The following is a 20,933-nucleotide window of genomic DNA, read 5'->3' as shown; positions in this document are numbered from 1 at the left end:
ATGCAGGATTTGCAGAAAAAAAGCCAAATATCAGCCTTTTGTGCCCTGCATCGTTCCTTTCTCTGTTTTTTCATACTAACAGCCGCCTCTGTCTATACAGATTAGACGGAGGCGGCTTCCTTTTGGTAACAGGGATAGTATAAAAATCACAAAAATGGACAGAGATGGCAATTCGTTTACAAAGCAGCGTTTTTTACCTCCTCAACACCCTTCATTTTTTATTCATATTCCAACCTACACGGGGAACAAATCAATAAGCTTCCATCCCAAAGCCAGGCTCACAAGGTTTGCCAGGAGGCTGTACAGGGCGGTAACCCACCGCTTTTTCTCCTTGATAAACACGCAGAGCAAAAGCAGCTCTCCCAGGAAAACCACTGGCTCCACAAAGAGCAGCAGTACGGCAAGCCCATTATAAGGGCCTGCACCCTGGCCCATGAGTATGGCATTTAAAAAAGCCTGGGACAGCAGGTTTGTTACAAAAAAGGTTATCCAGCTATCCTTTTCCCGGTAGCCAAACCAGCAGAACACCAGCCCTTCCAGCAGCAGGGTCGCCCCCACCCGCAGGGCGATTTTCAGGAGGATCCACCAAAAGGGCCGTTCCCCCGGCAGCAGGGCGCCCTTTTCCAGATCCAGCGTTTGCAGCCGGGCGTAAGGGGCATAGTGATCGGTTGGCGGGTTCGCAAGGGGTACTTCCAGACTCACCCCTTCCCCCCGGGCCAGAAGGGAAACCTCCACCTCCGGCCCCATGTGGTACCAGTTTTCCAGCACCCAGGGGGTGAGGGTGTCGTACCACTGGTAGTACCTGGCCCCGGGCCGCTTCACCAGTTCCAATTCTTCCTCCCGCAGGGTTTTTCCATCTGTAACCCGCACAGCCATTTTCAAATCTGCCGGCCCGCCCCGCACCAGGATGGTTAAACTGGGCGGCTCCGCGGAATTGGCTAAGGCCCCTACAGGCAGAACCAACATGAACAGCCCTGCCAAAAGGCCCGCCCACAGCTTTTTGAACTGCCTTGAAACACAACAGAACCCCTGCAAAAAGCGGCAAAAAAGCCGCCTATTATACCTGGTTCCACTTTTTTCTTCCGAATTTTTCACACTGGCTTCCTCCCCATTTCCTCCGGCAGTTCATTATAAGAGAGAATTTGCCAACCTTCCCCTTCCCGCCGCAATACACTGACACAGGTGTTTTTCAGCACGGTTTTCCCTGTGCCGATGGCATGCCCTGAAAGCAGTGCCAGCAAAGCGTTTATCCATGCGCCATGGGACACCAGCAAGGCCCGTCCCTCCTCCCCAGCGGCATCCGCGCAGCGGTTCAGCGCCGACAGCGCCCGTTGGGCCAGGGATTCCCAAGGCTCCATCCCGTCCGGCCGGCCTGTGGCGGCCAAGGCCTCCCGCTGCGGCAGGGTAAGTCCGGAAAGGGCGCCGTAATCCCGTTCCAGCAGCCCAGTATCCTGTGACACGGGGCACGCCTGGAATTGGGCAATTTTCTCCGCCGTTTCCCGCGCCCGGGACAGCGGGCTTGTAAATATCTCCTGGAACCGCGTTTTTTCCAGCTCCCTGCCGCAGGCCAGGGCTTGGGCGCGTCCCTTTTCATTTAAAGGGATATCCTCCTGCCCCTGCAAGCGGCCCTGCTTGTTCCAGTCTGTCTCGCCGTGGCGCACCACATACACCTCTGTCATCCCTAACCCCACTCCTTCAAAGTTTATATATCCATACACAAAAAGACGCCCCCGGGGAGCGCCTTTCGCTTTCTAAAATTTTTACAGGAATGCCATGGGATCCACCCGGGTGCCGTTCTGGTACACCTCAAAGTGCAGGTGCGGCCCGGTTACGTTGCCCGTGGCCCCCTCATAGCCCACAATCTGCCCGGCAGAGACTGTCTGCCCCTTGCTCACCGCCACGCTGCTCAGATGGGCATAGCGGGTGGTGTAGGTGCCGTTGTGGTAAATGAGCACGTAATAGCCCCAGGACATGCCCCAGGAATCGCCGCTGTTGGCCTCAATGACGGTGCCGGACTCTGCTGCCACCACAGCTGTGCCGTAAGGCCCGGCAATGTCCAGGCCCTTGTGGCCGGGATAGCCGTTATAGCCTGCGGATATGTAGGACACGCCGGGCAGGGGCCAGATGGGGTTGAATCCTTCCACCCCGCCGCCTCCGGTGGGATAGCTGACGCTGCCGCCACCGCCACTTCCGCCGTTATTATTGTTGCCAGCCGCAGCGGCTTCCTCCTGCAGGCGTTTCTGCTCTTCCTCATATTTGCGCTGGGCCTCTATCAGCGCGGCAATTTCCGCCTCGTTGGCGTCCAGTTCTTCCTGGTTGCGCTGGAGGGTGTTCTGGGTGGCTGCCTGCGCCCCCTGCAGATCCGCAATGGCCTGGGCGTTTTCCTCATACAGCCCGTCCAGCTCTTCTTGCTTCTGCTCCAGCTCTTTTTTCAGCTCCGCCACCTTGGCCTTTTTTTCCTCGCACTCCGTGCGCTCGCCCTCTGTGGCTTCCATATATGCGGTGATTTTATCCACCAGTTCTTTGTCCCGGCGGCTCATGGCGCTTATCAGTTCAGACCGGGCCGTGAAATCGCTGAGGCTGGTGGAATCCAGCAAAATCTGCAGGGTGCTTACAGAGCCTGCCTGATACAGGGCCACCACCCTGTCCCGGAAGGCCTGGATGGTATCCCCCATCTCCTCCTCAGACTTGTCCAGCTTCATGGTAAGCTCTTTGATGCTCAGGTTTAGATCGTCAATATCCTGTATGGCGGCATCAATCTGCCCCTCCACCACGTCAATCTGCTTTTGCAGGGTCTGCTGGTATTCCTGCTTCTGGGCCTCGTCGTCCCGAAGCTGCTCCAGTTGGGCCTGCAGGCTGTCCCGCTCTGCTTGCAGCTCTGTCTGGGCCGCCTCAATCTCCGCAATGGTACGGGCCGCAGCGTTCAGGGGCACTACGGCAGCCATGCACAGGGCCAGCAGTCCGGCGCACAGGCGCTTTTGAAACTTGCGTCTCATCATGTATCGACTTCCTTTCTGCGGGCAGGAACGAAAATGCCTTCAAAAACGCGTTTTTGCAGGCTTTCTGCCCTATTGCAGGTTTGAAACCAGCAATAGTTACATGTTTGTAACCATAGTATACCTCTTTTTCCAGAAGATATTTTTCTAAAAAGGAATTATCCTGTAAATAAACTTTGAAATTGGGATATCCCTAGGGGTTTCCTACCAGATATGGTTGTTTTTGGTAAAACCTCCGGCATTTTTCTGGGGTTTTCTCCGCCATCCTGTCAGATTTACCGGAAAAAGGAAGTCAGCGCCTGACCACGCTGCGGCGGTAGCGGCGGTGTGGCGGGGGGGTGTAGGGGGATTTTGGCAGTTTCTGGGGCCTTTTGGGGGCGCAGGCAATGGGCACCAGCCTGCGGGGCTTCTTGGGCCGGGAAGCAAGCCTGACAGCCAGGACTACCCCTAAAAAGCCCAGCCCCACCAGCCCCCAGCCCCATATGCCCACCAGCCTGGGCCAGAGGGCGTCCCCATGGAGGGGGGCGGCGTTCATGCCCAATGCCCATAAAAGCCCGAAAGCAATAGCCACCATGGCTGCCCACAGCCGGGGAAACAGGCTTTTCATGGGGCCGCCTCCTTTCCGGCAGGCCTGCTTGGCCCTATTTGTGGGGCAGGCAGCCGAAATCGCACAGGAAATCCATGGCCTCCTTGATTTTTGTTGCGTCCCAGCTCTCTTCCACCCCAAAGGCCTTTAGCCGGAGCTGGGGCGGGTTTGACTGCCTGTCCAGGGAAACAGGGGGCGTGCTGTCCCCAAAGCTCAGCTTGCGCCCCTGATAGTCCACCACCACCAACCCTGCCAATGTCACAAACACAAAAAGCCCTATCCCCATCCCAAACCAGAAGGCGCGCCGTTCCTCCCGCCTGTTCCTGACTGTTTTTCTTTTTCCCACACGCCAGCCCGCCTTTCGTTTTTCTTTATCGTTCCCTGGGCCGCGCCTTCTATTCCCGGCATTTTTTGCCAGCTTTTCATTGTCCCGGCAGCAGGGTTTCCCCCAGGATTTCCCCCAGAAGGCTGCCGGTGTACCGGGCCTCGCTGACAGTGCTCACCTCTGTGCCCACCTCAATGAGCAGGGAGCCTTTCGTGGCGTTCATGTTATACTTGCTGTTGGAAAAATTTAAGGGCCGGGCCAGTTCCGGGTAGAGCCGGGCGGCGGTCTGCTGCACCCGCAGGGCCAAGCGGAGGTTATCCCGCCAGTCGGGGAAGTCCCCCCAGCCGCCGTCGGCGTCGCAGCCGGCCAGCACCATGAACTGGGCGGCTTTCCTGCCGTTTATCTCTGCGGTAGGCTTGTATTTAACGCCCTCCTGGGTGGTCATGGAATCCCGGTGCAGGTCGATGGTCACCTGGATGGTGGGGTATTGGGAAAGGTTTTTCTGCAGGACTTCCCAGGAACGGGCATAGGAACCGTTGAAAAGGGTATCGTTCACCGAGGTATCATGCACCACCCCGATGCCCCTGGCCTCCAGGGCCTTTTTCAGCTCCTCTCCCACTGCCACCACGCTCATGTCCTGGTTCTGGGTGCGGTTTTCCATATCTGTATAGTAAAAGCCCTGGTGGCTTTTCACATAGGCTTCCGAGGTGTGGGTGTGGTACAGCAACACCTCCACGCTGCCGTCCCCCTTTAAGTGTACCGCCGGATCCTCCAGAAGCTCTGCAGCCAGATCTGTGCCCGACTCTGTGGTGTCCTTTACAAAGAAATTATCCACCTGCTGCCCGCCCTCTATGTGGATCTCCTCCACCTTCCCGGTGTTCCGCCCCGGCTCCGGGGTGGCGCTTGCGCCGGGGAGCAGGTCGCTGTGGAAGGGCACCACGCCGTCATCCGGCAGGAAAGGCTCCGGCTCGTCTGTCAGCGTGGCGTCCTGCTGCCGGGGGGCTTCCGACGGCGGGGAAGAGGCAGGAGCCGCCTGCATCCCTGCCGCAAAGAGCAGGGCATCCCCTCCCTGCTCTTTGGCCCACTGCTGCACATATCCCGCCGCGCACCACAGGCACACAGCGGCAGAAGCCACCACCATCAGGTTTTTTAAAAATTTCCCCAGCCTATGCATACGCTCACCCTGCGCTTGCTGCGCAGCCCTTTCTAAAAAATCTAGTATTCCCGTAAAGAAAACCAGCCTTCGGCGGTTTAGGGGCTTTGAGTCTCGCCTCCCGGTTCGGTCGGTTGCTAGATGCGCCCCACCGGGGCGCAGCAGCCCCTAAAAACCCTGAAGCAACGCTAACGTGCAGCGTTTGCGTTTGCCCACACTTTGAAGAAGGCGGTGCATTCCTTACATGAATGCAACAAACTTTTGTGTTTCTCCATTTCTTAACACTCTCTTTCGGCATCCCCGAAGAATATACCCTCCGTAAAACCGCCGCATGGTACGGGATAGGCCCCCAAAAGAAGAAAGCATCCGCCTTTTACGCCTGGTACCGTTTATTCCTCCATATTCTTCCGCACGCCCCGCCACAAAAAGTTTACAAAAAAACCCTTGTGAAGCTGGCGGCGCTTTAGTATAATAAATCTTGAAATACTTTATGTGAAAAGGCATAAATTAAGGAAAACACCAGTACACCACTCGGACAAAACCATGAAAGGAGAGATCGAATGTCTATTTATTCGGAAATCAAACAGGAAGTGCGGGAACTTTCCAAGCTGTGCGTGGAAAACAGCCGGATAGACCCGGAACTGTATCAGAAGTATGACGTGAAACGCGGCCTGCGCGACTTAAACGGCAAAGGCGTGCTTACAGGCCTTACAAACATTTCGGAAATTGTGGCAAGCAAAACTGTGGACGGCAAAAGCATCCCCTGCGAGGGGAAGCTGTATTACCGGGGGTACGACGTGGAGGAGCTAATCCGCAGCCAGCCCAAGGGGGAGCATTTCGGCTATGAACGCATTGCTTACCTGCTGCTTTTCGGGAACCTGCCCCAGGAGGAGGACTTCAAAAAGTTCTGCGGCCTTTTGTCCTTTTACCGCACCCTGCCCACCAGCTTTGTACGGGACATCATTATGAAAGCCCCCAGCAGCGACATGATGAACACGTTGGCCCGCAGCGTGCTCACCCTATATTCTTATGACGAAACAGCGGAAGATATTTCTGTGGAGAACGTTTTGCGCCAGTGCATGCAGCTTATCGCCCTGTTCCCCCTGCTGTCTGTATATGGCTATCAGGCCTACCGCCATTATCACGACGGCCAGAGCCTGTTCATCCACCAGCCCGACCCCGCGCTTTCCACAGCGGAAAACATCCTGCGCATCCTGCGGCCCGACTGCCAGTATACCGCCCTGGAAGCCAAGGTGCTGGACATTGCCCTTATCCTCCACGCGGATCATGGCGGCGGCAACAACTCCACCTTTACCACCCACGTGGTCACCTCCTCCGGCACAGACACCTACTCTGCCATTGCCGCTGCCTTAGGCTCCCTGAAAGGCCCCCGCCATGGCGGCGCCAACATCAAGGTGGTGCAGATGTTTGAGGATATCAAATCCCATGTGCGGGACTGGGGGGACGATGAGGAGATTACAGCCTACCTCCAGAAGCTGCTGCACAAGGAAGCTTTTGACCGCTCCGGCCTTATTTACGGCATGGGCCACGCGGTATATTCCATGTCCGACCCCCGGGCCAAGACCATGGCCGCCTTTGTGGAGGGGCTTTCGGCGGAAAAGGGCCGCACAGAGGAATATAAGCTTTACACCAGCGTGGAGCGCTTGGCAGTGGAGCTGATTGCCAAAGAGCGCAAGATCTACAAAGGCGTGTCGGCAAACGTGGACTTTTACAGTGGCTTTATTTACAGCATGCTGGATCTGCCCATGGAGCTTTACACCCCCATTTTCGCCATCTCCCGCATTGCCGGCTGGAGCGCCCACCGCATTGAGGAGCTGATTGGCGGCGGCAAGATTATCCGCCCGGCCTACATGGCGGTGCAGCCCCGCCGCCCGCTGCCGTAAAAAAGAGCGCCCGGGCACTCCATATAAGGCTTGGAAGGGCCTGCCCTTCCGCCTGCCTGCTTCTAAAAAAGCCCAGGGCCGGGAAATCCCGGCCCTGGGCTTTTTACTATATAGCCAAAGCGTATTTTCTTTTAACGGATAGTCAGGGCCATGGGATATCCATCCGGCGTTTCGTCCCGGTATGACACCTCCACGTATACGCCCAGGCCAGAAGCCAGAACCTCTGTGCCGTCTGTTTTGATGATTTGCACTTCCCTGCCGTCATCTGTGGAGAGGAGAAGAGAAGATTTCGTTTCATCCAAAATAGTTCCATAGATTTTTTTCAGGCCAAAGTCCTCTTCCTCATTGTCCTGCGCTTTTGCAACCAGCAGGATTTTTGTGGCGGTCATGCCGTCGGAAAGGTTCCCCTTGTGGAACACCCGGATGGTGTCCCCCACTGCAATATCGCCTACCACCACAGTGGAATCGTCTTTCAGGATGGAATAGGTGAAGCCCTCATAGTCCAGCAGGATGGAATTCATGGTGTCATCCACACAAGGCCCGTCCACATAGCGGATGGCTTCCTGTCCTGCGGCGGGGACAGGCTCTGTCCCCGCTGAAGGGGCGGGATCGGGTTCCGGGGTGGCGGCGGGGCCTGGCGCAGCCGCGGCCTGGGACTCACCCTCGCTGCTTATCATGATACTCTGGGCTACCGCGTTCTCCTCTGACAGGGATCCGGTATAGAGCACCTCCACATGATCCCCAATGGTGATGCCATGGCCGGAGTGGACAACGGTTTCATCATTTTTCAGGATGGTATAGGTTTTGCCGTCTCCAGCGGTGATGGACAGGGAGGAATTGGAAGCGTCCGCCACCTCCCCGTAAATCACTTCCACAGCTACGGGGGGATGCTCCGCAGCCTTCAGCAGCTTCACCTCCTCCGCGTGTACGCCTTCCTCATACTCCCCCTTGGAAATGACCTCCAAGGTATCCCCCAGGGCCTCCGCCTTGCTGTCCAGCTTTGTTTCGCCATCAATGGAATAGCGGTAAACTGTGCCGTCGGAAGCTGTGATGGACAGGGAGAATTTCTCCAGCTTTGTTAAAACGCCGCTTTTTGCCAGCGTCTTTTCCTTGCAGGCCCCCAGGGACAGGGCCAGTGCCAGGGCGCACAGCGCCAAAATCATACCTGTTTTCTTCATTGTAATCACCTTTGGGATGCCGGGCGGGAAAAGCCCTCTCCGCGCCCGGCGCCTCTCCTTTCTTTCACTATTAAAATCAGACAAGCTGCAAGCCGCGTTTTTGCCTTGTCCCAGATACCTATGCCACGCTGGTTTCCTCACTGTCCGCTTCCCGGGGCCGATATGTTTCCGGATGGCTCTGCCAGAACCCGCTGGCGATCCTCCACAATCCGCTCCAGGGCCACCAGCACCGCCATGATACTGTCCAACTGGCTTTCGTCCTCCACTTCCAGCTCGTAGGTATTGTGCAGGGACATCCACTTCCTGTGGGCCTGGGCCAATATGCGGCCCTCACTGTCCATCAGCTTGTAATTGTGCTGGACTAAATCCCCCGACAGATACCACCCCAGGGCGTCTATATCCAGCACGTCCTTTGTCAGGTGCAGCAGCTCGGCGCGTATGTCCACAATAGAGCCGTCTGCCATTTCAATCCGGTGGGTGTCGCGCAGGGACATGGGGTTTGCGGTGATGACAGCAACCTCATCGCCATTTTCCCGGGTAAGGAAGGTGGTGCCATGGAGAGACACAACCTTGCTGTGGACACGGTACAGAACCTGGCCTTCGCTGCCGGTTATTTCCATTTTCCTGTGTGCGCTTGCAATTTTCGACTTAATCCGCAGTTTCACGCGGCCTTCCCCCTTTGCTCAAACGGTGTATGCATAGTTACCGCCTGCGCTTTACGCTCATGGCGGAAACCAGGAACAGCACAGGCACAATGGCGCTGGCTGTGGCGGTGCCTATCCGGTCTGCCGTCGCGCTGCCAAACAGCAGCAGTACCCCGGACACCACAGCGGACAAAAGGCCTACCCAGCCCAGGATAACCGCCAGGGCCAGCAGGCCCCGGTTCCCGCCTGCGCCCTGGAAACCGCAGAAGCCGCAGCCCAGGTTGAACAGTCCGGAGATAAGGCCCAGTATGGCAGACGCCTTTACGGTGACGACGGCCTGCATCTGGAGGCCGTTCTCTGCGCCGCCTTCCATAAGCCCGCCCATGGCCAGGCCCCCAACAGCCACAATGACAGCCAGGATTCCAATGATGATCTCCAGGACGGACAGCCCTTTCAGCATCTTTTTCACGTGCGAAAACTCCTTTCTTCCAGTGGATTCTATGATAATCCCGTTTTCCCGGGAAATATCACCATGTCCTCCCCCAAAACGGGGAACACTGCTTCTTGTTACAGGTTCTTCTGCCTGCCTCTCACTGTTAGTAAACATTTATTTACTAACAAGCCTAAAGAAAACGCCTTCAACGGCGCAAACGAGACAGACAAAGCAGGATATAAATAAACATTCATTTTCATAAAGGCAGAAACGAACCCCCTATCCGATTCGTTTCTACTTTTTCAGCTTTCCTCTCTTCTGCTTCCTGGGCATTAAGTATCCGCTTAAGCCTACTGACAAAAACTGGAACACCGTGTCCTCTGTTTCTTCGTCATTGGGAAGCTGCCCTTCCACCACGTATTTGGCATACATCACAGTGGTGGTAAGCACATGGAGCCACAGCAGGTTCTGGTTAATTTCCGTAAGCGAAGGGAACAGCCTGCGGAAAAGCCGCACCATATCGCCAAAGGCGTCAAAATAGCTGGTTTCCTGGGTGCTGTAAAATTCCGGGAAAGCGGCGCTGTCCCGGAAGCGGTGGTAGAAAACCGTTTCATCAGGACGGGCCACCCAGAACCGGAAATAGGGCAGCCACAGGCTTTTTACCGCGCCCAGGGGGTCGGCAAGCATGTTAAGGGGGTTCAGCTTAAGCTTGTCAAAAATGGCGGCGGCCTGCTTGTCCACATAGGTGAAGCACTCTGCCATCAACTGCTCTTTGCTGTCAAAGTACCGGTACAGCGCCCCGGGGGAAAGCTCTGCCAGTTCGCTGATATTCTGTATCCGCACCCCTTCCAGGCCATACTGCCGTACTGCTTTCATTGCCGCTGAAAGGATGCGGGTTCTGGTGTCGTCCAATCGTCACCCCTTCTTTCAAATAAACAACCGTTCACTGATAATTTCCCGCCTATTATACACTACCCTTCCCCTTTTTGCAACCGTTTTTTACAGGCGGGCTGTTCCAAAGCCCTCCCACGCTGCGGGAAAGGGCTTGATTATTCCCGGCGTTTATGGCATAATTTTGTTATAGTAAAATAACTGATTAAGAAGGACGTGGGTGCATTTTGGAAAAGAGTGAAAAAAAGGCGGGCAGGCAGGGGCTTATGCGCCGCTTCATCCCCTATTTCGGCAGGTATAAAGGGGTACTGGTGTTCGACCTGTTCTGCGCGGCCCTTACCACTGTGTGCGAGCTTGTGCTGCCCATGCTGGTGCGGTATATTACAGACATGGGCATTAACAACCTGGCGGCGCTGACTGTGGCTACGGTGCTGAAAATCGGCGGGCTGTACCTGTTTTTGCGGCTGGTGGACGCGGGGGCCAACTTCTTTATGGCTTCCATCGGGCATATTATGGGCACCCGGATTGAGACGGACATGCGCTCTGACATGTTCGCCCACCTGCAAAAGCTATCCTTTAACTATTTCGACAACACCAAGGTGGGGCAGATTATGACCCGCATCACCACGGATCTCTTTGACGTGACAGAGTTTGCCCACCACTGCCCGGAGGAGTTTTTCATTGCGGCCATCAAGATTTTCGGCTCCTTCATCATTCTGTGCGGGGTGAATGTGTGGCTGACCCTCATTGTCTTTGCGGTGGTGCCCCCCATGGTGGCTGTTGCCATCTATTTCAACCACCAGATGAAGGAACAGTTCCGCTCCCAGCGCAAGCAGTTGGGAGAGATAAACGCCCAGGTGGAGGACAGCCTCTTAGGCGTGCGGGTGGTGAAATCCTTTGCAAACGAGGGGCTGGAGACGGAAAAATTTGAGGAAGGCAACCGCACTTTTTATAACGTGAAGCGCAAACGGTATTTTTACATGGGCGGCTTTGAGGCTTCCAACCGCCTCTTTGACGGCCTGATGAATTTGCTGGTGCTCATAGCCGGGGCCTTGTTCATGATAAACGGGCAGGTGCAGCCTGCCGACCTGGTGGCCTACATGCTGTATGTGGGCACCCTTATCGCGTCCATCCGGCGGCTGGTGCAGTTTGCCGAGCAGTTCCAGCAGGGCATGACCGGCGTGGAGCGGTTTTTCCAGGTGATGGACGCGGACGTGGAAATTTTCGACGAGCCTGGCTCCACCCCGGTGGAAATTAAAAAAGGGGACGTAACCTTTGAAAATGTCAGTTTCCACTATGCCGATGACGGCAAGCAGGTGCTTTCCCATATCAACCTCCAAGTGAAGGCAGGGGAAAACGTGGCCCTGGTGGGGCCTTCCGGAGGCGGCAAGACCACCCTGTGCAACCTGATTCCCCGGTTTTATGATGTGACCACAGGCCGCATCCTCATAGACGGCAGGGACGTGCGCACCGTCACCCTGGAGTCCCTGCGGGGCCAGATCGGCTTTGTGCAACAGGATGTATACCTGTTCTCCGGCACAGTGTTTGAAAACATCCAGTACGGCAGGCCCGGGGCTTCCCGGGAAGAGGTGATGGAGGCGGCAAAGCAGGCCGGCGCCCACGACTTCATCCTGGGGCTTTCAAACGGGTATGATACATATGTAGGAGAGCGCGGCGTGAAGCTTTCCGGCGGGCAGAAGCAGCGCATCAGCATTGCCCGGGCTTTCCTGAAGAACCCGCCCATTATGATTCTGGACGAGGCCACCTCCGCCCTGGACAATGAAAGCGAAAAGCTGGTGCAGGCCTCCCTGGAGAAGCTGTCAAAGGGCCGCACCACCTTCACTATTGCCCACAGGCTTACCACCATCCGGAACGCCACGGTAATTCTGGTGCTGACGGACAAGGGCATTGAAGAAAAGGGCACCCATCAGGAGCTGATGGAGAAAAAAGGCGTATACTATAACCTGTACAACAGCTATGCTGTAGACGATGCATAAAAGGAGGGCGAAACCCATGGACAGCGGCAATTTTAAGTGCGAGGCATTTTTCGGTTCCCTGAAAGGCAAATCCGTTACCTTCTGCGGCATAGGCCGCAGCCACATGCCCCTGATGGCGCTTTTTAAAAGCAAGGGCGCCGTCGTTTCCGCCAGGGACAGGCGCAGCCTTGCGGAACTGGGGGAAAACGGGGAAAAGCTGCAGGCGCTGGGGATATCCCTCCATCTGGGGGAAGCGTATCTCCAGGGCATGGACGAGGACATCATCTTCCGCACCCCGGGCATGAAATATCATCTGCCAGAGCTGGAGGAAGCCCGGAAAAGGGGGCAGGTGGTGACAAGCGAGCTGGAGGTTTTCTTTGACCTGTGCCCCTGCAAAACCTACGCCGTCACCGGCAGCGACGGCAAAACCACCACCACCACCCTCATTGCGGAGTTTTTACAGGCAGAGGGGAAAACCGTCCATGTGGGCGGGAACATTGGCAAGCCCCTGCTGCCGGAGATTGAGGATATTGCCCCCACAGACTGCGCGGTGGCGGAGCTTTCCAGCTTCCAGCTTATCTCCATGAAGGAGTCTCCCCAGGTGGCGGTGGTGACGAATCTCTCCCCGAACCACCTGGATATGCACAAGGACATGCAGGAATATATTGACGCAAAGCGCAATATATTCCTGCACCAGAACGCCTTCTCCCGGACAGTTTGCAATGCGGATAATGAAATCACCGCCTCTTTCGCCCCGGAGGTTCGGGGAGACTTATGGCTTTTCAGCCGGAAGGAAAAGCCTTCCCGGGGCGTGTGGTGCGACGGGGAAACCATTTTTGTAAACGGGGAAGAAGCGCTTAAAGCGGGGGACATTAAAATCCCCGGCTGGCACAACGTGGAAAATTATATGGCGGCTATTGGCGCGGTGTGGGGGGACGTATCCCCGGAAAACATCCGCAGGGTGGCAAAAGAATTCGGCGGGGTGGAGCACCGGGCAGAGCTTGTCCGGGAGCTTGACGGCGTGAAATATTATAACGACTCCATTGCCAGCTCTCCCACCCGCACCATTTCAGGCACGCTGTCCCTTTACAAGGAAAAAATCATCCTCATCTGCGGCGGCTATGACAAGCACATCCCCTACGCCCCCTTAGGCCCCGTCATTTGCGAAAAGGTGAAAACCCTCATTCTTTTGGGGGCAACCGGCCCGAAAATTGAGGAAGCAGTAAAAAACGCGGCAAACTATCAGGAGGGCGCGCCCCGTATTCTCCGCGCCGCGTCTATGGAGGAGGCTGTGGCCCTGACCCAAAGGGAGGCTGTCCCCGGAGACGTGGTATCCCTCTCCCCCGCCTCCGCCGCCTTCGATCTGTATCCCAACTTTGAGGTGCGGGGCAGGCATTTTAAGGAACTGGTAAACGGGCTGTAAGACCTCGGGGGCTTGTCTCGCCTGCCGGCTCGGTCGGTTCGCATGCTTGCAAACGCTCGCGCGAAGCGCGAACGTTTGGCCACATGGCAGACGCTCACCCCCTAACCCCCCACAGACCTTTTTGAAAAAGAAGGTTAAACATTCCCCTTTAGGAATGTCGATCCAAAAACCAATTTATGCGGAGTTTTTCTCCGGGAAAGCATCGTGTGAAGAATACGAAAGGAAGGAGCGGTACCGGGCATAAAAGGCCGTTTTTCATGGCTTTTTGTGCGTATTCTGTGCCGCATGGCGATTATGAAAACTAAAAAATTTGGAAACCAGAAATTTAGAAGCGGCGGCAGGACGCCCCGCACCATTTCCTCCGCCCAAACCTACGAGCTGCCCAGCGCGGCGAAAACCATTGAGGAAAAGCTGGTGGTGGCGGCCCTGAAGCGCTGCGGCGGGGAAGGCGTACCCGCCAAGTCCCTTTTGCGGGAGGCGGGGATAAGCGACAAAACCGCCTTTTACGACGCCCTGCACAGCCTGGAGGCTGTGGGGGAAATCAAGGTGGACAAGGATCACTGGGTGCGGCTTGTACCCCGCACCGGGGATATAGAAGCCACCCTTGTTTCCCTTTCGGAAAAATTTGGCTTTGCCAAGCCCAAAGCTGGCACGGAGGACATTTTTATCCCTGGCAGCGCCTTAAACGGGGCTTTTGTAGGAGATGAAATTATCATCGGGGACTTGCAGAAGCGGGAACGCGGCCCCAGCGGACGGGTGAAGCGCATCGTGAAGCGCAGCGAAAGCGCCGTTACCGGCACCCTCCATATAGGGGAGCAGGGCGCCGCAGTCACCCCGGACGGGGCGGTGCGCTTTGACATGCGGGTGGCCCCCGGGAAACTGAACGGGGCGAAGGACGGGGACAAAGTGCTGATTGCCCCGAAAATGGACGGGCGCGGGGACTGGTCCCTGTGCGAGGTGCGCACTGTATTCGGCACAGGCAGCCGGGCCAGAGTATGCGCCGACGCCATTATCGAGCGCTGCGGCATCCCCACCGCGTTTCCCCCGGAAGTGCTGGAGCAGGCGGAGGAGATTTCCAAAATGACCGTCACCCAGGCGGACATCGACAGCCGCCTGGATCTGCGGGACTGGCCTGTTTTCACCATCGACAGCGCCGACGCCAAAGACCTGGACGACGCGGTGTCTGCCCAAAAGACAGAATACGGCTACAAGCTGGGGGTACACATTGCGGACGTTTCCCACTACGTGAAGGCCAAAACCCCTATAGATGAAGAGGCCTACAAGCGGGGCACCTCCGTCTATTTTGCAGACCGGGTGATCCCCATGCTGCCCGAAGCACTGTCAAACGGGGTGTGCTCTTTAAACGCGGGCACAGAAAAGCTGACCTTCTCCGCCCTGATAGAGTTTGACTTAGAGGGGGAAATTACCGGCTATTCCTTCCACAAGTCTGTGATAAACTCCAAGGTGCGGGGGGTGTATAAAGAGGTAAACAAGATTTTTGACGGCACTGCCTCCCCGGAAATTTTAGAGAAATATGCCCCTGTGAAGGACAGCCTTGCCTGCACCCGGGAGCTGGCCCATGTGCTCCAGGCCCGGGCAAAGAGGCGCGGGGAAATGGATTTGTCCAGCGATGAGACAAAGTTTGTGCTGGACGGGGAAGGCGTATGCATAGACATCCTGCCCCGCACCCAGGGAGAAGCCGAGCAGCTTATTGAGCAGCTTATGATAGCCGCCAACATCTGCGCCGCCCGGGCCTCCCTGGACGCGGACGTCCCCTTCCTGTACCGGGTGCATGAGCGGCCCCAGCCCGACCGGGTGGTGGAGCTTTACGAGCTTTTGGACAGGCTTTCCATCCCCTGCAAGGAGCTGAAAAAAGGCCAGCCCGGCACTGTGGATTTTGCCGCGGTGCTGGACAGGGTAAAGGGCACGCCCCGGGAATCCCTGGTGAACCAGCGGATTCTGCGCACCATGGAAAAGGCCAAGTATAACCACAAGGAGCTGGGGCACTTTGGTTTGGCTTTGGCGGAATACAGCCACTTCACCTCCCCCATCCGGCGGTATCCCGACACCTCCATCCACCGCATCCTGACGGATTTAGTGGGCGGCGTGGACAAGGGGACTATCCGCAAGCGGTACGGGGTTTTCGCGGAGGAATCCGCCTTCGAGTCCTCCAAAAATGAAATCCGGGCCGTCACCGGGGAGCGGGACGCGGAGGACTGCTATATGGCGGAATATATGCGCGCCCACCTGGGAGAGCACCACCTGGGGGTTATCAGCGGGGTAACGCCCAAGGGGGTGTTCGTAAAGCTGCAAAACAACGCCGAGGGCTTTGTAAGCCTGCAGGACTTTGAAGGCTGCGACTTTGAGTTTGACGGGGAAATCTGCCACCGGGATCTGCGATCCGGCCGGGTGCTGATGATGGGGGACGAGCTGCCCATCATTGTGGCGGCGGCAGACGTGGCCACAGGCCGCATTGACTTCATGCCTGAGGAGGCATAAAGAGGCGGGGCTTTTCATATGCTGGGGTGTGGACATGTGTGACGCAGGCTCCACATTTCGGAAAGGACGTGGGCGCGTGAAAAGCTTTCTCCTGTCGGCGGCACTGGGGCTGGGGGCCTTGGCGCTGGTAAATTTCTGCGGGCAGTTTACAGGGGTGTACCTTCCTGTAAACCGCCTGTCCCTGCTGGGCGCGGGGCTGCTGGGCATTCCCGGCGTCACCCTGCTGGTGGTCTGCAACAGCCTGCTGCTTTAGAAGCCGTGCCAATAGGCCATAGGACAAATTTTTCCGGCAAATTCTGCAGGCTTCTGTGTTGGAAATCCTCGAAGATACGAAAACGTTCGTATTTCTAAACGCATATATGCGTTTGCGGTTCATCCGCCTTGAAGCCCACGAAATCTTTTCGGAAATCTTTGCGCCACTCCTATCGGTACAACTTCTTAGAGTCTGTTTGAAAAACACAAAATCCCCCCCGGCGGGCCGCCTTTTCTGCGGCCCGCCGGTTTTTCTGCCAGTGCACAAGAAGGGCGGCTTGTCATACTATAAGAAGCGGGTCTGCTTCAAACTGACGCATAAGGGATCACATGCCTTGGACACTTTTGCACCAGGGGGCAGCAATCTTGACTTTTCCCCATGTTCACTGTAAAATATTTGTATATTTGCGCCTGCCGCGTTTGAAACATTTTCCTGGTTCCCAAAGGCGGCGGTTTTTAAGAAGCTGTGCCAACCGCCGCACAAATCTTTTCACCGCGGCTTCTAAAAGCCCGCAGCAGGCCAGTATTGAGAAGGGAGCGTTTGAACGTGATGAAAAAAGGAAGCATGCGCCTGCTGGCGCTGGCCCTGGCCGCGGCCCTGCTGCTGTCGGGCTGCGCCTCCTCTGGCGGGGAAGCCGGAAGCAAAGGGCTTACCTGGGTGACATGGCGGGGCTATGAGAAATTCATTGAGCTGCTGGAGGAAACTTATCCAGATATAGGCCTGGAGCAGATTTCTTATACAGGAAACAGCGCGACATCTTATAACTGGGCGCAAATGCGCGCCGGGGATATTTCCGATATTTTTACCACCAGCCAGATTCTGGACAGGGATTTGGCGGCGGAGCAGCTTCTGGATTTGTCGGGCTATGACTTCATCAATGATTTCCCCACCTCCACCCTGGATCAGGTGGCTATAGACGGGAAGGTTTACCTGCTTCCTATTAATTACGCCATGTACGGCATTTTCTACAACAAGACCCTCTTAGAAGAGAACCATTGGGAGGTGCCGGAAAACTTCCAGGAGCTGGAGGCCCTGTGCGGGAAAATCCGGGAGGCGGGGATGGTTCCCGGGGTGCTGGGCACCCACCTTACAGGCAACACCTTTTCCGCCATGTTCAACCTTGCCAAAACAAGCTGGCTTACCACCCCTGAGGGGGCCAAGTGGGAGCAGGGCTTCCTTGCGGGGGACGCCACAGCCGCCGGCATGTGGGAGGACACAGTGGACTATGCCGGACAGTACATGGATATCGGCATGTTCGCCACAGACCCGGAGGACAGGAACAACCCCGACGTCCTGCTGGACTACCTGGGGAACAGGAAGTCTGTGTTCTGTACAGCGGTGTTCACCGTAAATATTACAGAGCTGCCGGAAACAGGGGATAAGCTGGGGATGATGCCCTATATCAGCAAGGACGGCAGCAAAAACGTCTATATGTACAACCCCACCAGCTACATCGGCATCAGCAAGCGCCTGGCAGAGCCTGGCAATGAGAAAAAGCTGGAGGATGCCGTCAAGCTTCTTTCCCTGCTCTTTTCCCCGGAAGGCCAGGCCTCCTTTATCACAGAAGAAACCCCCTGTGTGCTGGGGGCTTTAAGCAGCGCGCAGGTGCCGGAGGATTCCATGATTTACGATGCCCAGCAGGCCATGCAGGAGGGCCGGGCCTTCCCCATGACCTATGCCGGCTGGGAAAATGTCCTGGCCGACATCGGCCTGGCCTACAAGGAGTGGTTCCGGGGGGAAAACAATACAGACGGGGAAGGCTGCATTGCCCGGATGGATGAATTGCAGCGGGACTATCTGGACAGCGCGGGGCAGGTTTATTTCAGCGAAAGCACCGCGGATTTCACCCTGGAGGAAACCGCCGCCCTTATCGGCAAGGCCCTGGGAAGCAGGACAGGGGCGGACGCCTCTATGGTGCTTATGGGGGAATACCACCGGGATGTGCCGGTGATGCGGGCCGGGGTCACCGGGAAGCTTTACGCGGGCCGGATTAACACAGATGTGGCGGCGTCCATTTCCCCAGACTTTGACGGCGAATATGCCCTGCTTTCCATGACCGGGAAGGAGGCAAAGGCCTTTAAAGAGGCCGGCTTCACCCCCGAGGGGGAAAGCCAGCCATATCCTTATGTGCTGGTAACAAAGGGCGGCGCAGAGCTGCGGGATGAGGAGACATACCAGATTGCCTTCCTCAAGGGCAGCTATACAGAGGAGGCAGCCGGGGCTTACGGCGCACAGGTGCTGGAAGGCTCTGCCGGCGGGATGCTGCGGGAATATCTGGAAGAGCAGAAAACCGTTTCCCCTGACAGCCCCTGGGAATAAACAAAATATTAAAAGCAGGCAGGCATTCCTTTTGTGAACGCCTGCCTGCTTTTTGCCGCATATATAGCAAACACACTTTAAAATTGAGATTTACTGATTTTAAAGCCAGGCGGCTTTACCGCCTGGTTCAAAAGAGGTGCACCTCTTTTGAACTGTGTTAACTATAAAAGCCCACTTTCATTTTTCGGTTGCGCGGCCTGTGTCCAGCGCGCAAAGGAGCCAAAGGCGGCGCGTGAACACCTCCTAAGACGCCAGCACCCCGCTGTCATCTATCTGCAGCAGGTATAGCTGCTCCTCCAGGCCTGTTTCTGTGTTCACATAGCTGAGCACCTGCCGCCCGTCCTCCCCTTTGCAGGAAAACTCCCAGCACAGCACCTCGTCCAGGCCAGGGGTGGGGATAACCGCCAGCCGGGTGCTTTCCACCTGGAGCAGCGGGCTTAAGCCTTCGGCGGCTTCTTCTGCCGAAAGGGCCGGGGTGGATAGGGAGCGCTCGCGGCAGTTCATCAAAAACCCTGTCCCGTCATATTCCACCATGCCACCCTTCTCAAGCTCTACCGTAACTTTAATAAGATCGGGATAGCACAGGGCTTCCTCCTCCCCCACTGCGGCTTTTGTGTGGAAATTCACCGTACACAAGCCATCGCTGCTTACATAATAGCTTTCCTGCAGCGGGGGAAGCCCCAGGCCCTCCAGGGCCTTTTTTGCCGCCTTTAAGGCTTCTTCATAGGAAAGGCTGCCAGCGCCGCTGTTTTCCTTTTTATAATAGGCGATTTCCCCGCCCTGCCGGGTGACACGGATTTGCTCGCCCTCCCGGGCAAAGGAAAACACAGGAAGCTGCCCGCCTCCTTCCCCGGTAAATTCCAAATCCCCTGCTGCGCAGCCTAAAAAGGCGGCGGCCTTTTCCCCGGCCTGTTCCCGGCTGATTTCCCCTTCCCCTTTCAGGTACAAAGGCTCCCTTTGGGGGATATGGTCGGAGAAAGGCCCGTCGTACAGCAGGGCGGGGAAATCGGCAAACTCCTTTGCCACGCTGTCAAAATCATCGTCCAGAAGGGCCAGCTCCTCAATTTCATCCACGTTGTTCAAAAGGCTTTCCAGCCTGTTTATCTGCGCCCCCTCTGCCGTCAGCCGGGCCTGTATGCCTGTGAGGGCCTCTTCCAGCTTGCCCGCATATGCCTGCAGGGTGGAAAAGCCCTCTAAGTCCTGCCGCTGAAGCTCCTCGCCAGAAAAGGATTTCCGTGTCAGGGCCAGGGCATAGTCCCCCACCTGGGACAGGAAACGGCTGATGCGCTCCGTTTTCTCCATAGAAAAGGGCAGGCTTCCCAAGGCTGCCTTGGCCCCGCCGCTCTGCTCCAGAAGCTGGGCGGACAGCACGCTCTGCATGGCGGGGGTTCCGGCATACCGGGCTTTTTCCAGCGTCCGGCCCATGCCGCTGACTTCATCGGTCAAGTCCCCCAGCGCCCGCTGGTATACATATTCCAGGCGGGTGCCGCTCTGGTTCAGGGAAAGCCGCAGGTCTATAAGAAAGCCGCCCCCTATAAACACCAAGGCCAGCCCGAAAGCCCACAGCCTGATTTTTCCTCGTCTGCTCATATTCAATCGCCCTGCGAACCGGAATCCGCACAAAGAGCTGTAAAGGAACAGCCTTTTGCGCCCGGTATCGCTCCTTTCATAAAATTTTTCAAACAAACCCTATAACGCCTTTCCCCTAGTTTCCGCGAAGGAGCCGGGGAAAATTCATAGGCTGTTCGCATTTTTTATCTGTTCAATTCTTCCGGATTGTGGTATACTGATTGTGATTATGCGGCGGCACTGCCGCCAAGGAGGACGCTTTTTGCGCATTTTAGGCATTGATCCCGGCTATGCCATTGTGGGCTACGGGGTAATTGAGGCAAAAAACGGGGCCTACCGGCCCTTGGAATACGGCGCGGTCACCACCCCTGCCGGGGCGGACTTTGGGGAGCGCCTGCGGGAGATATACGACGGCATGTGCCAGTTGCTTGACACCCTGCAGCCCCAGGCGGCGTCTGTAGAAAAGCTGTACTTTACAAACAACAAGACCACCGGCATCGGCGTGGCGGAGGCCCGGGGGGTTCTCCTCCTGGCCCTTGCCCAGCGGGGCGTCCCTCTGTATGAGTATACCCCGCCCCAGGTGAAGCAAGCGGTAACAGGTTATGGCAAGGCCCTGAAGCCACAGGTGCAGGAAATGACCCGCCGCCTGCTGGCCCTGCCCTCCATCCCCAAGCCCGACGATGCCGCCGACGCCCTGGCCCTTGCCATCTGCCATGGCCAAGCCGCAGGCTCTCCCCTGCGCCGGGCACTGCTGCGCTAGACTTCGGGGCCTTCCGCATCATAA

At 56.7% G+C, this 20,933-nt stretch carries 18 protein-coding genes; 7 read left to right on the top strand and 11 right to left on the bottom strand.

Going from position 1 to position 20,933, the window contains the following annotated elements; translation table 11 throughout:
- Positions 1–234: 234 nt before the first annotated feature.
- The 6 genes from D1841_RS02615 to spoIIP form a co-directional block, all read right to left on the bottom strand.
- Positions 235–966, bottom strand: a complete 732-nt coding sequence (locus D1841_RS02615; RefSeq protein WP_160641850.1) for a hypothetical protein — start codon at positions 964–966, stop codon at positions 235–237.
- Between the two features lie 125 nt (positions 967–1,091).
- Entirely contained in the window at positions 1,092–1,679 is a 588-nt protein-coding gene (locus D1841_RS02610) for a histidine phosphatase family protein (RefSeq protein ID WP_160641849.1), read from the bottom strand.
- Between the two features lie 81 nt (positions 1,680–1,760).
- Positions 1,761–2,999: a murein hydrolase activator EnvC gene (locus D1841_RS02605; protein ID WP_160641848.1), complete on the bottom strand. Its 1,239-nt coding sequence runs from the start codon at positions 2,997–2,999 to the stop codon at positions 1,761–1,763.
- A gap of 289 nt (positions 3,000–3,288) precedes the next feature.
- Entirely contained in the window at positions 3,289–3,603 is a 315-nt protein-coding gene (locus D1841_RS02600) for a hypothetical protein (RefSeq protein ID WP_160641847.1), read from the bottom strand.
- 34 nt (positions 3,604–3,637) lie between these two features.
- A complete protein-coding gene (locus tag D1841_RS02595; protein ID WP_160641846.1) occupies positions 3,638–3,928 on the bottom strand; it encodes a hypothetical protein in 291 nt (96 codons plus the stop codon).
- Positions 3,929–4,004: 76 nt separating this feature from the next.
- A complete protein-coding gene (gene spoIIP / locus D1841_RS02590; protein WP_160641845.1) occupies positions 4,005–5,081 on the bottom strand; it encodes a stage II sporulation protein P in 1,077 nt (358 codons plus the stop codon).
- A gap of 539 nt (positions 5,082–5,620) precedes the next feature.
- On the opposite strand from spoIIP, the gene D1841_RS02585 reads away from it, so the two are divergent.
- Entirely contained in the window at positions 5,621–6,964 is a 1,344-nt protein-coding gene (locus D1841_RS02585; protein WP_160641844.1) for a citrate/2-methylcitrate synthase, read from the top strand.
- A gap of 131 nt (positions 6,965–7,095) precedes the next feature.
- On the opposite strand, the gene D1841_RS02580 is transcribed toward D1841_RS02585, so the two are convergent.
- The 4 genes from D1841_RS02580 to D1841_RS02565 form a co-directional block, all read right to left on the bottom strand.
- Positions 7,096–8,142 (bottom strand): hypothetical protein, encoded by a 1,047-nt coding sequence (locus tag D1841_RS02580; RefSeq protein ID WP_160641843.1) that lies wholly within the window; start codon positions 8,140–8,142, stop codon positions 7,096–7,098.
- A 137-nt stretch (positions 8,143–8,279) separates the two neighbouring features.
- On the bottom strand, positions 8,280–8,807 hold the full coding sequence (locus D1841_RS02575) for an LURP-one-related family protein (RefSeq protein WP_160641842.1): 528 nt from the start codon (positions 8,805–8,807) through the stop codon (positions 8,280–8,282).
- Positions 8,808–8,844: 37 nt separating this feature from the next.
- Entirely contained in the window at positions 8,845–9,255 is a 411-nt protein-coding gene (locus D1841_RS02570) for a hypothetical protein (RefSeq protein WP_160641841.1), read from the bottom strand.
- A 258-nt stretch (positions 9,256–9,513) separates the two neighbouring features.
- Positions 9,514–10,131, bottom strand: a complete 618-nt coding sequence (locus D1841_RS02565; protein ID WP_160641840.1) for a TetR/AcrR family transcriptional regulator — start codon at positions 10,129–10,131, stop codon at positions 9,514–9,516.
- Positions 10,132–10,376: 245 nt separating this feature from the next.
- Here D1841_RS02565 and D1841_RS02560 point away from each other — a divergent pair, with 245 nt between their 5' ends.
- From D1841_RS02560 to D1841_RS02540, 5 genes are all read left to right on the top strand, one after another.
- Positions 10,377–12,107, top strand: coding sequence for an ABC transporter ATP-binding protein (locus D1841_RS02560; RefSeq protein ID WP_160641922.1), 1,731 nt, complete (start codon positions 10,377–10,379; stop codon positions 12,105–12,107).
- Between the two features lie 16 nt (positions 12,108–12,123).
- A complete protein-coding gene (murD, locus tag D1841_RS02555; protein ID WP_160641839.1) occupies positions 12,124–13,509 on the top strand; it encodes a UDP-N-acetylmuramoyl-L-alanine--D-glutamate ligase in 1,386 nt (461 codons plus the stop codon).
- A 294-nt stretch (positions 13,510–13,803) separates the two neighbouring features.
- On the top strand, positions 13,804–16,008 hold the full coding sequence (gene rnr, locus D1841_RS02550) for a ribonuclease R (protein WP_160641838.1): 2,205 nt from the start codon (positions 13,804–13,806) through the stop codon (positions 16,006–16,008).
- A 76-nt stretch (positions 16,009–16,084) separates the two neighbouring features.
- The gene (locus tag D1841_RS02545; RefSeq protein ID WP_160641837.1) at positions 16,085–16,261 is read left to right on the top strand and encodes a pro-sigmaK processing inhibitor BofA family protein; all 177 of its coding nucleotides are present in this window, start codon (positions 16,085–16,087) and stop codon (positions 16,259–16,261) included.
- A 549-nt stretch (positions 16,262–16,810) separates the two neighbouring features.
- Positions 16,811–18,580: an ABC transporter substrate-binding protein gene (locus D1841_RS02540; protein WP_160641921.1), complete on the top strand. Its 1,770-nt coding sequence runs from the start codon at positions 16,811–16,813 to the stop codon at positions 18,578–18,580.
- Positions 18,581–18,823: 243 nt separating this feature from the next.
- On the opposite strand, the gene D1841_RS02535 is transcribed toward D1841_RS02540, so the two are convergent.
- Positions 18,824–20,170 (bottom strand): PepSY1/2 domain-containing protein, encoded by a 1,347-nt coding sequence (locus D1841_RS02535; protein ID WP_161879870.1) that lies wholly within the window; start codon positions 20,168–20,170, stop codon positions 18,824–18,826.
- A 241-nt stretch (positions 20,171–20,411) separates the two neighbouring features.
- Here D1841_RS02535 and ruvC point away from each other — a divergent pair, with 241 nt between their 5' ends.
- Positions 20,412–20,909, top strand: a complete 498-nt coding sequence (gene ruvC, locus D1841_RS02530; RefSeq protein ID WP_160641835.1) for a crossover junction endodeoxyribonuclease RuvC — start codon at positions 20,412–20,414, stop codon at positions 20,907–20,909.
- Positions 20,910–20,933: the final 24 nt, after the last annotated feature.

The sequence above is a fragment of the Neglectibacter sp. X4 genome (assembly GCF_009917365.1).
GTDB lineage: Bacteria > Bacillota > Clostridia > Oscillospirales > Acutalibacteraceae > Acutalibacter.
The sequence above is the reverse complement of the archived record's forward strand: the minus strand, read 5'-3'. Positions and strand labels throughout refer to the sequence as shown.

Excerpts from the sequence above, each read along its gene's own strand:
- D1841_RS02600 (WP_160641847.1), bottom strand. The coding sequence starts at position 3,603 with ATGAAAAGCCTGTTTCCCCGGCTGTGGGCAGCCATGGTGGCTATTGCT.
- D1841_RS02585 (WP_160641844.1), top strand. The coding sequence starts at position 5,621 with ATGTCTATTTATTCGGAAATCAAACAGGAAGTGCGGGAACTTTCCAAG.
- D1841_RS02610 (WP_160641849.1), bottom strand. The coding sequence starts at position 1,679 with ATGACAGAGGTGTATGTGGTGCGCCACGGCGAGACAGACTGGAACAAG.
- D1841_RS02540 (WP_160641921.1), top strand. The coding sequence starts at position 16,811 with ATGAAAAAAGGAAGCATGCGCCTGCTGGCGCTGGCCCTGGCCGCGGCC.
- rnr (WP_160641838.1), top strand. The coding sequence starts at position 13,804 with ATGAAAACTAAAAAATTTGGAAACCAGAAATTTAGAAGCGGCGGCAGG.
- D1841_RS02535 (WP_161879870.1), bottom strand. The coding sequence starts at position 20,170 with ATGAGCAGACGAGGAAAAATCAGGCTGTGGGCTTTCGGGCTGGCCTTG.
- D1841_RS02560 (WP_160641922.1), top strand. The coding sequence starts at position 10,377 with ATGCGCCGCTTCATCCCCTATTTCGGCAGGTATAAAGGGGTACTGGTG.
- murD (WP_160641839.1), top strand. The coding sequence starts at position 12,124 with ATGGACAGCGGCAATTTTAAGTGCGAGGCATTTTTCGGTTCCCTGAAA.
- D1841_RS02605 (WP_160641848.1), bottom strand. The coding sequence starts at position 2,999 with ATGATGAGACGCAAGTTTCAAAAGCGCCTGTGCGCCGGACTGCTGGCC.
- D1841_RS02580 (WP_160641843.1), bottom strand. The coding sequence starts at position 8,142 with ATGAAGAAAACAGGTATGATTTTGGCGCTGTGCGCCCTGGCACTGGCC.
- spoIIP (WP_160641845.1), bottom strand. The coding sequence starts at position 5,081 with ATGCATAGGCTGGGGAAATTTTTAAAAAACCTGATGGTGGTGGCTTCT.
- D1841_RS02615 (WP_160641850.1), bottom strand. The coding sequence starts at position 966 with ATGTTGGTTCTGCCTGTAGGGGCCTTAGCCAATTCCGCGGAGCCGCCC.